This is a genomic window from Pseudomonas sp. St29 (assembly GCF_001547915.1).
Classification (GTDB): Bacteria; Pseudomonadota; Gammaproteobacteria; order Pseudomonadales; family Pseudomonadaceae; genus Aquipseudomonas.
The window spans coordinates 188,624-202,835 of sequence record NZ_AP014628.1; the positions used below are offsets into that span (position 1 = coordinate 188,624).

Below are 14,212 nucleotides of genomic sequence, written 5' to 3' on the forward strand. Positions count from 1 at the left end.
ATGATGGATCGTATATTCGCCCTGGTGGTGCTGGCGCTGGTCCTCGGAGTGCCCCTGGGGCTGATCTTCCTGGTGACTGGCGAATTCCTCATGGACTTCGTCTTCTACTACCCGCTGTTCATGTCGGCGCTGTGGATCGCCGGCGGCCTGTATTTCTGGCTGCACTGGGAGCGCCACTGGCCCTGGTCCGATGACACCTTGCCGCCGCCGCTGGCCGGTGAGCCGCTGATCAGCATCCTCATCCCCTGCTACAACGAAGGGGACAACGTCGCCGACACCCTTCACGCGGCGCTGGCGCAGCACTACCCGAACATCGAAGTGATCGCCATCAACGATGGCTCCAAGGACAACACCGCCGAGGTCCTCGACGCGATCGCAGCCCAGGACCCGCGCCTGCGGGTGCTGCACCTGGCGCAGAACCAGGGCAAGGCCGTTGCCCTGCGCATGGGGGCGGTGGCGGCACGCAGTGAGTACCTGGTGTGCATCGATGGCGACGCCTTGCTGGCGCCCAATACCGCCGCTTACCTGGTGGCGCCAATGCTGGACAACCCGCGCCTGGGCGCGGTCACCGGCAACCCGCGGATCCGCACCCGCTCGACCCTGGTGGGCCGGGTTCAGGTGGGTGAATTCTCCTCGATCATCGGCCTGATCAAGCGCACCCAGCGGGTGTTCGGCAAAGTCTTCACCGTCTCCGGGGTGATCGTCGCCTTCCGTCGCACGGCCTTGCACCGGGTGGGCTACTGGAGCCCGGACATGGTCACCGAAGACATCGACATCAGCTGGAAGCTGCAACTGGACCACTGGTACGTGTTCTACGAGCCCCGGGCGTTGTGCTGGATCCTCATGCCGGAGACCTTGCGCGGCTTGTGGAAGCAGCGGCTGCGCTGGGCCCAGGGTGGCGCCGAGGTGCTGTTCAAGAACATCCGTGGCATCTGGGAGTGGCGCCACCGCTACCTGTGGACCCTGCTGTTCGACTACTGCCTGTCCACCGGCTGGGCCTTCACGTTCCTGCTGTCGATGATTTTCTGGGTGCTGGGCAAGTTCATCGTCATGCCCGAGGCCATCGCGGTGCACTCCATTTTGCCGCCGGCTTTTACCGGCCTGGTACTGGCGATGGTGTGCCTGGCCCAGTTCGCGGTGAGCATCCTGATCGACCGGCGTTATGAGAAGGACCTGTGGAAGACCATGTTCTGGGTGGTCTGGTATCCGTTGGTGTTCTGGTTCATCAGCCTGCTCACCACCCTGGTGAGCTTTCCCAAGGTGCTGTTTGGCGAGCATCAGAAACGGGCGCGCTGGGTCAGCCCGGACCGGGGTATCAAACCCATCGATGACGAAGAGGAGGCGCGCTGATGAAAATCATTCGAACCCGCCAGCGACCGTTCATGGTGGTCGTCGACGTTGTCCTCACCGTACTGGCCTGGGTCGGCCTGCTGTACCTGCTGATCCGCGGGCTCATCCCCCTGCTGGACACCCATGAGGGGCCGCGTTTCGAATCCGGCATGCTCGGCGCCCTGACCACCTTGCAGTTCTACGCCTGGGTGGCGGTGCTCAATGCCCTGCTGCTGATTTCCTGGGCCCGTTACCGCCAGCGTCGCAACCGCAACTACCCGCCACGGCTGCCGGCACCGGTGGTGGACGACAAGCGCTTGAGTGACAGCTTCAAGCTCAGCGACGAAACCTTCGCCCAGATGCGCCAGCCCGGGATCATGACCGTGCACAACGATGAAGAGGGGGGCATCACCCATGTCACCACGCAGTTCTACCGTATCCGCCCCGAGGATCAGCAGCACCCACCGTTGGTGGTGGAACCGCCGCCGCGGGTGATTCATCTGCATTCGGAGGTGGATGAAGGCAAGAGGTAATGGAGGTGGGTTAATGACATAGCTGATGTGAGCGCCGGATGGCTACCATTCGTCTGAATCTGTGGGTGGAATTTTCTGATTATATTTTCAATAGATAAATCAATAACTTATTTAGCTTTTTGAGGTTTTTTATATGGGCTGATGGTTATGAATGTTGTGGTGTGAGCGTTGTTTTTATCGTGAAGAGTGAGTGAGATTCAGTGCTCTTTGGTATTGGTTTTGATTCTTCGAAACATGCGATATCGAGTTTGTTTCTCGAACGCCGGAAGACATCGGTGGCCTTGATTTCAAAGACTTTCAAGTGAAATGAACGTTTGGATAGGGCAAGTATTCAAATGGGTCGCCCAGTGATGTAACGGTATGTGATTTATCTCTGAGAATGCTTTTTAGATACGGCTTAATCGCCACTGGCGATTAACCGGCAGTTATTTGACGACGCAATAGTGGCTTATTAGTATCGCCCCCTTCGTAACTCTTGCAGTCACGGTTTCGAAGGATCGAATATGTCTCTCTCCACCCTCGGGATGAGGTTGTGCTGCGCGCTGTCTTGCCTGCTGCTGACTGGCCCCTTGCACACGGCCCTTGCTGCCCCCTTACCTGCACCGACGTTCAGCCCCGGCGACCAGGACCTGATCCGCGACCGGCAGAACCGCCTGCTGGAAGAACAGCAGCGGCGTCTCGAAGAACTCAAGGACCTGCCCGGCAAGAGCGCCACGCCGGTGGCACCCAGCGCGCCCGCCGACAGCCGCTGCTTCCCGATCCAGGACATCCAGCTCAAGGGCGCCGACTCGCTGTCCGCCAGCGAGCGCGAGAGCCTGCTCAAGCCCTACATCGGCCAGTGCCTGGGAGTGCCTCAGCTCAACGAGCTGCTCAAGGTCATCACCAACCGCTACATCGAGAAGGGCCTGGTCACCAGTCGCGCCTACCTGCCGCAACAGGACCTGTCCAGCGGCCACCTGCAGGTGCTGGTGGTGGAAGGCAAGCTTGAGGGCCTCAAGGCCGCCGAAGGCAGCAACCTCAGCGCCCGCGAACTGAACATGGCCTTTCCCGGCAGCAGCGGTGAGTTGCTCAACCTGCGGCAGATCGAGCAGATGGTCGACCAGCTCAACCGCCTGCCGTCGAACCAGGCGCAGATGGAACTGGCCCCGGGCCAGGCCGTGGGCGGCAGCGAAGTGCTGGTCAAGAACAACCCGCAAAAGCCCTGGCGCGTCGGCCTGTCGCGCAGCAATGAGGGCCAGAAGAGCACTGGCGAGCAGCAGTGGGGCAGCTCTTTCGAATGGGACAGCCCCCTGGGCCTGGCCGACCAACTGGTGCTGCGCGGTGGCCACGACGCCATCAGCGACCACCAGAAAACCTCGCGCAACGCCATGCTCTACTACAACCTGCCGTTTGGCTGGTGGAACCTCAGCTACAGCTACAGCCAGAGCGAATACCGCTCCCTGGCCCAGGGGCAGGGCTTCAACTTCAAACAGACCGGCGACAGCCAGAACCATCAACTGCGCCTGGAGCGGGTGATCCACCGCGATGCCGTGAGCAAGACCTCGCTGAACAGCGGCCTGAGCTACCTGCGCACCAACAACTACATCGAAGACAGCAAGCTCGCCAACAGCAGCAACCGCCTCAGCGAAGCCCAGTTCGGCATCAACCATGGCCGGCGCATCGGCGGCGCTTTCGTCAACTTCGACCTGGGGCTGCAGGACGGCATCGGTGCCTTCGATGCCCAGCGCGAAAACCAGCGTGACCGATACGGCAATCGCCAAGCCAACGCCCGCTATCGCAAATACACCGCCACCGCCAGCTACCTGCAGCCGTTCAAGCTGTGGGACGAGTCCCTGGTGTTCAGCAGCCTGGTCACCGGCCAGCGCAGCGAGGATGTGCTGTTCAGCTCGCAACGCATGAGCCTGGGCAGCCAGTCCTCGATCCGTGGCTACAAGGACCAGAGCCTCAATGGCGACAGCGGCTACTACTGGCGCAACGACCTGCGCTGGAGTCGCCCGGTGACCTGGAACTGGCTGCGCCCGGCGTTCGCCGAGTACGGCACGGGACTGGGCTATGACGTTGGCGCGATCCGCAACGACCGCTACAACGCCGAGCAGCATGGCCGGGTCTCCAGCGACTCCATCGAGTTCTTCGCCCGCGGCAAGCACCTCGCCGCCAGCCTGACCTTCGCCCACTCCCTCGAGCGGCCAGATGCCCTGAGTGAGCGGGAAGCACCGATCTACTTCCGTTTGGATCTCTTTCTCTGATTGCACTGATTCATTGAGGCTTTTGACATGGACGTTCGCCAACTCGCCTTCCTCGCCCGCCAGCCTTCGGCTGCCCTGCAACCGCGCGACACCTTCTGGGGCCTGTCGAAACGCGGGTTGGCGTTCATCCTCGCCAACATGATGTTCTGGCAGCCGGTGGTGGCAATGGCCGACGGCATCGTGGTCAACGGCAGCGGCACGAATCTCGGCCAGGCCGGCAATGGCGTGCCCATCGTCAACATCGCCGCGCCCAATGGCAGTGGCCTGTCCCACAACCAGTTCAGCGACTACAACGTCGGCCAACAGGGCGTGATCCTCAACAACGCCGTCAACCGCACCCAGCAAACCCAGCTTGGCGGGATCATCCTCGGCAACCCCAACCTGGGTGGCCGCGCGGCCAATGTGATCCTCAACGAAGTCAACGGCGGCAGCCCCAGCCAGCTCAAGGGCTACACCGAAGTGGCCGGGCAATCGGCCCATGTGATCGTTGCCAACCCCTACGGAGTGACCTGCAACGGCTGCGGCTTCATCAACACCCCGAAAGCCACCCTGACCACCGGCAAACCGGTGATCGAGAACGGCCAGCTCCAGCGTTACCAGGTGGATCAAGGTAGCGTCGCCATTGAAGGCGCGGGGCTCAACGCGAGCAATATCGACCAGTTCGAAATCATCACCCGCAGCGCCAAGATCAACGCCGAGATCCAGGCCAAGCACCTGGCGGTGATCGCCGGGGCCAACGATGTCGACGCCAAGACCTTGAACGCCACGTCGCGGACCGCCAACCCGGCGGATGCGCCGCAACTGGCGATCGACTCGTCAGCCCTGGGCGGCATGTACGCCGGGGCGATCAAGCTGGTGGGCACCGAGGCCGGGGTGGGGGTGAAACTCGACGGCAAGCTGATCGCCAGTGGTGGCGATATACAGCTAGATGCCAATGGCCAGTTGCGAATTGCTGAGGCTACGACCAGTGGTGAAGTTATCGCCAAGGCCCAGAGTTTGGAAACATCAGGTCCGATATATGCCGGAAGTCGTATTGAGATGAGTACCTCAGGCGCTCAGGTCCATCATCAGTCTCTAGCAGCCCGCGATAGCATTGCGCTTACCAGTGGCGGGATACTGACCAACAACGGCATCGTTGAAGCTGGCGTCAACCTCGATAACACCCGCAATACTGAGGGTGATCTCAGGGTCCAGGCCAAGTCTTTGAACAACCGCGGAAAAACGCTGATTGCCAGCCGCAATCTGACGGTATCCACCATGGGTAATCTGGACAACCAGAGCGGTACCCTGTCGGCACAAGACACGCTTAAGGTGACGGCCCAAAATCTGGATAACCGCAGTACCGGTTCGTTGATCAGCCAAGGACAGCTTGAGGTCACCGTCGAACAGGTTCTTGATAACCGTGATCAAGGCGTCATAGCCAGCAACGGTTTACAGCAGATTGCTGCTGCCACGCTACGTAACACTCAAGGCGTAATCAGCAGTGAGAGCTCGCTGAATATTGATACAGGCTCTATCGATAACCAAACCGGCAGAGTAGTGGCCGAAAAGGACATCACACTCAAAGGCCTCATGCTGGAAAATACCCAAGGTAATATCACCAGCAAAGGCGATATCAGCCTGACTCTGGGTACTCTGAAACAACAGGGTGGCAAGCTGATCAGCCAGGGTCGATTGGTTCTAGTGGCTGACAGCCTGGATAACCGTAACAACGGCTATATCGCTGCAGCAAAGGCCATGAGCCTGACCCTGAGTGACACCTTGAGCAACGCCAGCAAAGGTATGATCAGCAGCCAGGGAACGCTCAAGGTCAAAGCCGTAAACATCGATAACAGCCAGGCGAGTCTGCTTAGCCAGGGAGACTTGATCCTTGACCTGGATAACGACCTGAAAAACTTGGGTGGCAGCGTTATCGCCCAGGCCGGCAGTCTCGATGTGCTGCATGCTCGTCATATCGATAACCGTGGTGGTGTTCTGGCCAGTGTTGCCAGTTGGATAAAGACCCAACTCTCTGGCGTCTTGAACAATGGCATGTTGCCTGATGACTCGGGCAAGGGCGGGTTGATTCAAGGGCAGTCTGCGAAGATTGAAAGCACGCACAGTCTGCTCAATGAAGGCGGGCAGATATCGGCTCTGGTGGGAAACACGGATATTGTCAGTGGCGATATCCGAAACCTTGGCGGCTCGCTGTTGGCCAAGCAGTTCTTGAGCTTGCGCGGAAACAACCTCGACAACAGCAATAACGGTCGGATAGCTGCCCAGCAAGTGGACTTCGGACTTAGCGGGACGCTGAGCAACCAGCATGGTTTGGTGGAAAGTAGCAGTAGCCTGATCATCGATGCATTGGCCCTGAACAACCAGAACGGCAAACTGCGCTCCCTCGGGACCCAGGGTACTACCGAGCTCAAGTTCAAACAGTTGTTGGATAACCAGGGCGGCACGATCGAGACGGCCAATGCCGATCTGATACTGGATATGGCAGATTTTACTAACGCCGCCGGGGCCATCAGGCATTTGGGTAACGGTTCGTTGGGCTTGGCTATAGCGCGCTTCAGCAATGTCGGTGGCAACCTGCTGAGTCAGGGTAGTTTTAAGGTCACAGCAGATAGTTGGAGTAATAATTCGGCGATTCAAGCAGCCAATTTTGATATTGACGTAACGAGTTTTACCCAACTAGCGGGCGGCACTTTAAATGCTGGTAAGAGTTTTAACGCCAAGGGCGTCAACTGGAACAATGCCGGGATACTAGCCAGTGATGGCAGCCTCAAGGTGCTGTTAAGTGGTGCTTATACTGGCTCGGGGCAGAGTCAAGTTAGCAGTGTTGGGCAGTTTGATTTCAATGCTGCCAGCATCGACCTGGGCAGCGGCGCACGGTTGAGTGGTGGCACGCTGAGTAATATTGGCAGTAGTGGCGCATTGACCAACGCCGGGCGTATCACGGGTGCCGGTGATCTGAAGGTACATGCGGATTTACTGATCAATCGTGGCACCTTGGGGGGGAACGGTGGGACACAGGTGCAGGCCGGTATCTTGAGCAATAACCGGGGTTTGATATTCAGCGGCCAGGATCTGACACTTCAGGCTGATGTCTTTACTAACTTATATGCTGATGTGTTCAGCCTTGGCGCCCTGAACATCAGTGCGCGCGATGGCATTAAGCGCAATGTCTGGCTAGAGAATATCTCCGGTACTATGGAGTCTTCCGGAGACATGTCGCTGCACACTGCAAGCTTGATCAATCGCAAGGATATCTTTAGCACTATCGACGAGCAGGTTTCGGGCTCTATCAGTGTGAAGTGTTACGACTGCAGCGGTGACCATCATAATGTTGACTACATCGCCACTGAGACCTTCAGAAGTTTGGTTAAGGAGGATTCTACTCAAGGCTTGATTCAAAGTGGTGCGAACCTGACAGTGGAAGCTGACACTGTGCTCAATCAATACAGCGTGATGGCGGCGGGCAGCGACCTGAAGATCACCGCTGAAACCCTGACCAATCAGGGCGCTACTTCTGGTGAGACCACTCGGGTTCGCACTTGGAATACTGGGCGTATTACCGACGGTACGGATAATCGCTTCCGGGCAAATTACATCTATCCGTATAACGCGCAGGCATTACCCAAGGTATTGCCGGTCAATGCGTTGAATGCATTCAAACCGGTAGGTGATATCACCGTCGTCAATCCAGGCGCATTGTTGTCCGCAGCGGTCATCCAGGCGGGCGGCAGCGTCACGATCCAAGCGCTTCAGACTCTGATAAACAGTAGCGTCGTGGAGTTCCAGATACCCATGGCGGGAGCGCAGAAGTCAGCGACTGCTGACTCTGGTCCACGTACTCAGCCTGTGGTCGTGCAGCTCAATCCGCAATTGCCGCCGGACCTTGCTCAGCAGCAGATCAATCCGACTGATTTGCCAGGTTTCACCCTGCCCACGGGCGACAATGGCTTATTCCGGGTGGTTGACAGTCAAGACGCAGCACAGAGCAGCACCGAACAAGGTCTTGTTAAGGTGAAAGGCTCTACTGCGAACTGGACGGGCCGCTCGCACAAGTATCTGATTGAAACCAACTCTGCACTGACTGACCTCAGGCAATTTATGAGCTCGGACTACCTGTTGAGCAACCTCGGTTACGACCCGCAAACCAGTTGGAAGCGTCTCGGCGATGGGCTTTATGAGCAACGTCTTATTCAGCAGGCACTTATTGCACGCACTGGCCAGCGCTTCATCGCTGGTCAGACCAGCGATGAAGGTTTGTTCAAATACTTGATGAACAACGCCATTGCCAGCAAACAGCAGTTGGACTTGTCCCTAGGTGTCAGTCTGACCTCACAGCAAGTTGCGGCCCTGACCCACGATATCGTCTGGATGGAGGATCAGGTGGTCAATGGTGAACATGTACTGGTGCCGGTGCTCTACCTTGCTCAGGTTAATAACCGTCTGACCGCTGATGGAGCCTTGATCCAAGGTAAGGACGTGACCCTGATTGCCGGTACCGACCTAAGTAATACCGGGACGTTGCGTGCCAGTGAAAGCCTCAAGGTGTCTGCTGGCAAAGACTTGCTCAACGCTCGCTTGATGGACGCAGGCAAGCAGCTTGAAGTACTGGCAGGCACAGACTTGATCAATGCCCAGGGTGGCATCCTCAAGGGACAAGATGTAAGCCTCACCAGTTTGAGCGGCAATGTTCACAACGATCGCAGCATTACTACCGTAATCACCAGCGGCCCTGGTTTCAGTCAGGCCACTTCGGTTGTCGATAACGCTGCTCGCATCGAGTCCGGCAACAACGTGAATATCAACGCGGCGAAGGACGTACAAAATATCGGTGGAGCCATTAGTGCTGCGGGCAATACGACGATCAGAGCCGGCAAGGATGTAATCATCGCCGCTGCAGAAGAAAACAACGGCATGACGCGTCAAGACAAGCGCCACTCCTGGAGCCAGAGTGAAACTGTGCAGCACGCCAGTGAGATCAACAGCGCGGGGGATTTGCTGATCGATGCCAGCGATGATTTGTCCGTGGTAGCCAGTCACTTGGACGCTGTTGGCAACATCAACCTGAATGCTGGCAACGATGTGCTACTGACCTCAGCGGCTAACGAAGAGGCCAGCGCCTACCGCTACAAAGGAGGCGGCAAGAAGGTTCGTCAAGAGGAACAGAACATCAGCCAGCAGGCCTCAACGGTCATTGCTGGAGGGGACGTCAAGGTGTCTGCGGGTAATGACTTGACCTTGATCTCCAGCAAGGTCGACGCTGGTGATGAGGCCTACCTGGTTGCTGGCGATCAACTGAACTTGTTGGCCCAGCAAGACGTTGACTACTCACTTTATGACATGAAGAAAAAGGGTTCCTGGGGAGGCAAGAAAACCCGTCGTGACGAAGTTACCGATATGACTCATGTCGGCAGTGAAATCTCCAGTGGGGGCGATCTGACCCTCAAGAGTGGTGGTGACCAGACCTACCAGGCTGCCTCCCTGACCAGTGGCAACGACTTGACCCTCGACAGCGGTGGCGCCATCACTTTTGAAGGGATGAAGGACTTGCATCAGGAGAGTCACGAAAAGAGCAGTTCCAGCCTGGCCTGGACTAGCGCCAAAGGTAAGGGCAACACCGATGAGACCTTGCGTCAGACGGCGTTGGTAGCTCAAGGCAAGGTAGCGATCAAGGCGTTGGATGGACTGAAGATCGATATCAATCACATCGACCAGCGGTCCATCAGTCAGAGTATCGATGCGATGGTCAAGGCGGATCCGCAACTGGCCTGGCTCAAGGAGGCAGAGCAGCGTGGGGATGTGGACTGGCGCAAAGTGCAAGAGATTCATGACAGCTTCAAATACAGCCATTCAAGTCTTGGTCAGGGGGCGATGCTGGCTATTGTCATCGTCGTCGCCGCTTTTACGGCGGGTGCCGCCAGCGGTGCTATAGGTTCGGCTGCGGGGGCGAGTGCTGGGTCCGGTTCGGCAATGGCCGCTGCGGGAAATGCAGCGATGGTTCAGGCGGGAACTGCAGTCGGTACTGCGGCGGCGGGGTGGGGTAATGCGATGGTTACTACGGCGTTATCTTCGATGGCGGGCACTGCCGCGGCTAGCACGATCAACAACAAGGGTAATTTGGGCAAGGTGGTCAAGGAAGTATTTAGTGAAGACAGTTTGAAGGGATACGCCACTGGAGCTGTGATCGCTGGTTTCGGCGCGGCCTTTACCAACGAAATGGGGCGGACTTTAAGTGCGGACGGTAATTATGTTTATGGCGATGACTATGCCGGGCGCTTGAAGGCTTATGCAGCCAATACCGCACTGAAGGGGGCCTTGAGTGGTAAAGACAGGGATACGTGGCTGAGTATTGCAGCGACTGGTGCGTTGATGGAGTTGTATCAGTATTCAGCTGGGCGAGAGCCGGATGCTAGGCCTGGGGTAGATAGGCCGGGAGGTCCTGTGTTTACTCCATCAGAGGGTGGATTAGTTCCTCAAGAATTGAAAGACGGCGTTATAAGGGAAGGCAAGAATATAGGTCTGAATCGAGAGCTAGGTTGTGCCAGTTTCTATTCGATTTGCCATGGTACGCCTATAAGTAATGGGCTTAACAAAGTTCCTGGATTCAATGCGTTTGCGACCTTGCACGACACTTGGATGATTAATCCGAAGGACTTCAACGCACCGATGTCATTTTCTGAAAATATCGGAACCATGCCGCCTGCTTTGATTGTTAATTATGGTGCTCTCTATGATAAGTATCGGCATCTTATCGAGGTGGATAAAAAGCATGATAAAAAATAATGTTTTCGTGGTGCTGTTTTTTCTTGTGGGTTGTGCTCCTTCATATTCTCATTGGGTTGGAGGAATGAACGCTATGGTTGGTACTAGGTTTGAGTCCCATATCTATGCGGACTGTAGTCGAGGGTGTGGTGATTCGTATTGGTCGCCGGTAAATAGAAATGAAGTGTTTGATCGTGTGCTCGAAGAAGGGGAGGGCAGGCGATTTTACATAACTTGGATAAGAGATTGCCGGTACTCTGTTTTAGTTTCAAAGGATGGCATTATAAAGTCTTGGAGATATGAAACCGCCAACACGAAAAGTTGTTATGTTTTTTAGTCTAATGGCTATAGATAGGGGCGAGCAGCTTTGTGGTTGAGTAAATGGGCAATGCTCGCTGTTGTGTTGTTCTTGATGGTGGAAATAATGAATAAGAAGAGTGTTTTGGTTAAGGCGCTCGAAAATGTGCTCGGTGAAGCCGGTTTGAAAAAGTTATGCTGCTGGCTCAGCACGGTTACCTGAAATAAGGAGTGAGTGCTAGTCAAGGCAGCAACGAAAGAGGTGGCTACTCAAAGAAGCGAGAAGTCGTGAAATATAGGAGTTGATATTCAAGTGATTGAGATGGGGAAACCTCAAATGTTGAGACTGTTTTTTTTTAGTACTTTCCTGTTTTTTTTCGGATGTAGTGTTGGCCCCTATGTTCATCCTGAATCGACGAGTATAAATAAGGGCCACTCTAATTCGACTTGTCATGGTAGACGAAGTGCCTTTTGGTATGGGATTGTAAATCCTGGCGATTTTTCTGGAGCGGTGATTGCGACTGTTTATAGCACGCTGCCAGGTACGCCAGAATTTGACCCCGTTACTCGATCTATTACCGGTGCAACAGATACTAAATTGAGAATTGAGTTTGGGGTTCATCCATATAAATCTGAGCAACAATGGGCTTTCGGCAAAGAGGCCAAGGCCATTGTTCGACAAGCGCATGTCACGCAAAAAATGCATGCGCAGAACCCTACGTTCATCAGTGCATCCTCGTCTTATATAGTGTTGCGATTGAGCAATGGAGATCAGAGAGAAATTTTTGCTCCGCAAATGCAGACGACTTTTGAAGCGAAGAAAAATCTACCTAATGTTATATCTGTCCAGTTATCGCCGGGGCAGTTGGACGATTTTTCGATAACTCTTCCAGATATATTTGTGAACACTAAAAAAATCGATATCCCGACCATGTATTTCAAAAGTGATGAATGCCGAAGGGGATGAATGTGTTGCTGAAAAATATAAGTGAGCTACTTCCGCTAAAGGCAGCGGGCGACTTTAAAGTCGCCCTTATTTATTGACTAGGTCATTTGCAGTTGCAAACGCCGTGATGTCACATCCAGCAGATCACAGCCATCGCGCAGCAGGATGCTGCACACCAGGGTCAGTTCCTGCAGCACCACCGGTTCGCTGCGCAGGGTCTCGGCGGCGAAGTGCTCCAGCAGTTGGGTCGCGGCGCGGATGCGAAAGGCTGCGGCGTCGTGCAGCACGTCGATGGGCGCCTGGGTGTCGATCAGCAGGGAAGGAATCAGGCAGTCGTGGCCGGTGAGCGGCATGTAGCGGTTCATGATCAGTTCTCTCTATTCCGTTAGTTGAGCGGCTGTCCACTTACCGTCGCCAAACAATAGGTGGCAGTTGTGCGCAGGTTGGCGAGCCGGCAATAGAGAAAACCGACAGACCCGAAGGTCTCCCACGCACAACCGCCATAGAGCAATCATGCGGGCGCAAAAAAACCTGCAAGCAGGTTGTTTGCATTCTCTATTGCCAGGTCGCCAAACCCGAATCGCCATCTGGGCGACGGCCGGACTATAAGCCGCCGGCTTCCAGCGGTGCAAGGCAAGTACGGCGAAGTCTTTTCCGAGAACGCTGTAGGGCTTTTTCCGTACACACCCATCCCGCTTGCGACTGTATTTCCAGGTGTTTACCCAGGGCGCTTTTGGCGAACGGTCGGCTAGCCTGTATGTACATTTGTAAATACGGAATTGCTCATGTACGTTGCATGGGACGAGGCCAAGAACCACGCCAACCTGCTCAAGCACGGCATCGATTTCAACGATGCGGTGCTGATGTTCCAGCGTCCGGTGCTGTCCTTGCGCGATGAGCGCCTGGACTACGGCGAGGAGCGCTGGGTCAGCCTCGGTTGGATCAGGACCCTGGTGGGCGTGGTGGTTCATACCGAGCGGCGGGGTCAAGCGGTGCGCATCATCTCGGCGCGCAAAGCCACTAAGCGGGAGGCTAAATATTATGTCCAACGGATCGAAAACTGACGGATCGAAAACGGATTGGGAGCGCCTGGCGAAAACCGATGACCAGGGCATCGATACTTCTGATATCCCCGAGCTGGATGACGATTTCTTTCGCCGCGCCGAGGTGCACCTGCCGGGCAAGAAGGCCGTGACCATCCGCCTGGACGCCGATGTGCTGGAGTGGTTCAAGGGCCAGGGCGCGGGTTACCAGACGCGGATCAACCAATTGCTGCGTCAGTACATGCAGGCCCATCGGGATTGAGGTCTGCGCATCATTGCCGGTGGCGGGCGGATGGCCCGCCGCTCTTTCTGGCCGGCCGTGGAGGGTGGTCTCCATCGCGATGATTGTCTGAAATATCCATTTACAACTACCCCTGTCCTCAAGCTCAATCTGCACCGCGCCGTGCACGAAGCGGCGCGCTCTGTCTTGCAGGCTATAGTCTTTTGGCTCACCCCGATCTCATCCGCAAAAAGGTGCTTTCGTATGTCTCGCTTTGCCTCCCGCAATACTTGGCTGGCCGCTGGTGCCGTGCTGCTGTGCCTGCAGTTTCCCGTGCAGGCCCAGGAGCGTTTTACCCTGAACATTCCCGGGGTCTCGGATGACCGGCTGTTCACCACCGGCAATGCCAGCGATGCCAAGGGCTGTGGCGGGCATAACAATTCTCCGGCCTTGAGCTGGACCGCCGGGCCCGAGGGCACCTTGAGCTACGCCATCGTCATGCACGATCCGGACGGCGCCAAGGGCCAGGGCGTGGACCACTGGGTGCATTACGGGATCAAGCCGACCACCCGCCAGTTGCCGGCCGGCGCCGGCACCAAGCCGACCCTGGAAGGACTGGCCGGGCTCAACAGCCGCAACGGCACGTTCTACATGGGCCCGTGCCCGCCGGTGGGCGATAGCGCTCATCACTACATCATCCAGATCTTTGCCCTGGACCTGGCGCCCGACGTGCTGCCCGCCGGACTGACCCGCGCCCAGTTGCTGGAGAAGATCAACGGCCACGTGTTGCGCAATAGCAGCGTGGTGCGCCGCTATTCGCGCTAAGTGAAATTTTTTTTCGG

The 14,212-nt window shown here is 56.4% G+C and carries 9 protein-coding genes; 8 read left to right on the forward strand and 1 reads right to left on the reverse strand.

Annotated elements, in window-relative coordinates:
* From pgaC to PST29_RS31455, 5 genes are all read left to right on the forward strand, one after another.
* Positions 1-1,350 (forward strand): poly-beta-1,6-N-acetyl-D-glucosamine synthase, encoded by a 1,350-nt coding sequence (gene pgaC, locus PST29_RS00825; protein WP_060836942.1) that lies wholly within the window; start codon positions 1-3, stop codon positions 1,348-1,350.
* A complete protein-coding gene (pgaD, locus tag PST29_RS00830; RefSeq protein WP_060842113.1) occupies positions 1,350-1,862 on the forward strand; it encodes a poly-beta-1,6-N-acetyl-D-glucosamine biosynthesis protein PgaD in 513 nt (170 codons plus the stop codon). Before pgaC ends, pgaD begins: the two co-directional genes overlap by 1 nt.
* 503 nt (positions 1,863-2,365) lie before the next feature.
* Positions 2,366-4,108 (forward strand): ShlB/FhaC/HecB family hemolysin secretion/activation protein, encoded by a 1,743-nt coding sequence (locus PST29_RS00835; protein WP_060842114.1) that lies wholly within the window; start codon positions 2,366-2,368, stop codon positions 4,106-4,108.
* A gap of 27 nt (positions 4,109-4,135) precedes the next feature.
* Complete coding sequence (locus tag PST29_RS00840) at positions 4,136-10,885, forward strand: two-partner secretion domain-containing protein (protein ID WP_060842115.1); 6,750 nt, start codon at positions 4,136-4,138, stop codon at positions 10,883-10,885.
* A gap of 613 nt (positions 10,886-11,498) precedes the next feature.
* The gene (locus PST29_RS31455; RefSeq protein ID WP_148659588.1) at positions 11,499-12,128 is read left to right on the forward strand and encodes a hypothetical protein; all 630 of its coding nucleotides are present in this window, start codon (positions 11,499-11,501) and stop codon (positions 12,126-12,128) included.
* A 77-nt stretch (positions 12,129-12,205) separates the two neighbouring features.
* Here PST29_RS31455 and PST29_RS00845 read toward each other — a convergent pair whose 3' ends face one another.
* The gene (locus PST29_RS00845) at positions 12,206-12,472 is read right to left on the reverse strand and encodes a hypothetical protein (protein WP_060842116.1); all 267 of its coding nucleotides are present in this window, start codon (positions 12,470-12,472) and stop codon (positions 12,206-12,208) included.
* A gap of 420 nt (positions 12,473-12,892) precedes the next feature.
* On the opposite strand from PST29_RS00845, the gene PST29_RS00850 reads away from it, so the two are divergent.
* The 3 genes from PST29_RS00850 to PST29_RS00860 all read left to right on the forward strand — a co-directional run bounded on the left by PST29_RS00850 (position 12,893) and on the right by PST29_RS00860 (position 14,195).
* Positions 12,893-13,171, forward strand: coding sequence for a BrnT family toxin (locus tag PST29_RS00850; RefSeq protein WP_060842117.1), 279 nt, complete (start codon positions 12,893-12,895; stop codon positions 13,169-13,171).
* Positions 13,149-13,412 (forward strand): BrnA antitoxin family protein, encoded by a 264-nt coding sequence (locus PST29_RS00855; protein ID WP_016966295.1) that lies wholly within the window; start codon positions 13,149-13,151, stop codon positions 13,410-13,412. Before PST29_RS00850 ends, PST29_RS00855 begins: the two co-directional genes overlap by 23 nt.
* A 222-nt stretch (positions 13,413-13,634) precedes the next feature.
* Complete coding sequence (locus PST29_RS00860) at positions 13,635-14,195, forward strand: YbhB/YbcL family Raf kinase inhibitor-like protein (protein ID WP_060836947.1); 561 nt, start codon at positions 13,635-13,637, stop codon at positions 14,193-14,195.
* Positions 14,196-14,212: the final 17 nt, after the last annotated feature.

What these genes read in the sequence shown, in the direction of transcription:
- pgaC (WP_060836942.1), top strand. Translation starts at nt 1, where the DNA reads ATGATGGATCGTATATTCGCCCTGGTGGTGCTGGCGCTGGTCCTCGGA.
- pgaD (WP_060842113.1), top strand. Translation starts at nt 1,350, where the DNA reads ATGAAAATCATTCGAACCCGCCAGCGACCGTTCATGGTGGTCGTCGAC.
- PST29_RS00835 (WP_060842114.1), top strand. Translation starts at nt 2,366, where the DNA reads ATGTCTCTCTCCACCCTCGGGATGAGGTTGTGCTGCGCGCTGTCTTGC.
- PST29_RS00840 (WP_060842115.1), top strand. Translation starts at nt 4,136, where the DNA reads ATGGACGTTCGCCAACTCGCCTTCCTCGCCCGCCAGCCTTCGGCTGCC.
- PST29_RS31455 (WP_148659588.1), top strand. Translation starts at nt 11,499, where the DNA reads ATGTTGAGACTGTTTTTTTTTAGTACTTTCCTGTTTTTTTTCGGATGT.
- PST29_RS00845 (WP_060842116.1), bottom strand. Translation starts at nt 12,472, where the DNA reads ATGAACCGCTACATGCCGCTCACCGGCCACGACTGCCTGATTCCTTCC.
- PST29_RS00850 (WP_060842117.1), top strand. Translation starts at nt 12,893, where the DNA reads ATGTACGTTGCATGGGACGAGGCCAAGAACCACGCCAACCTGCTCAAG.
- PST29_RS00855 (WP_016966295.1), top strand. Translation starts at nt 13,149, where the DNA reads ATGTCCAACGGATCGAAAACTGACGGATCGAAAACGGATTGGGAGCGC.
- PST29_RS00860 (WP_060836947.1), top strand. Translation starts at nt 13,635, where the DNA reads ATGTCTCGCTTTGCCTCCCGCAATACTTGGCTGGCCGCTGGTGCCGTG.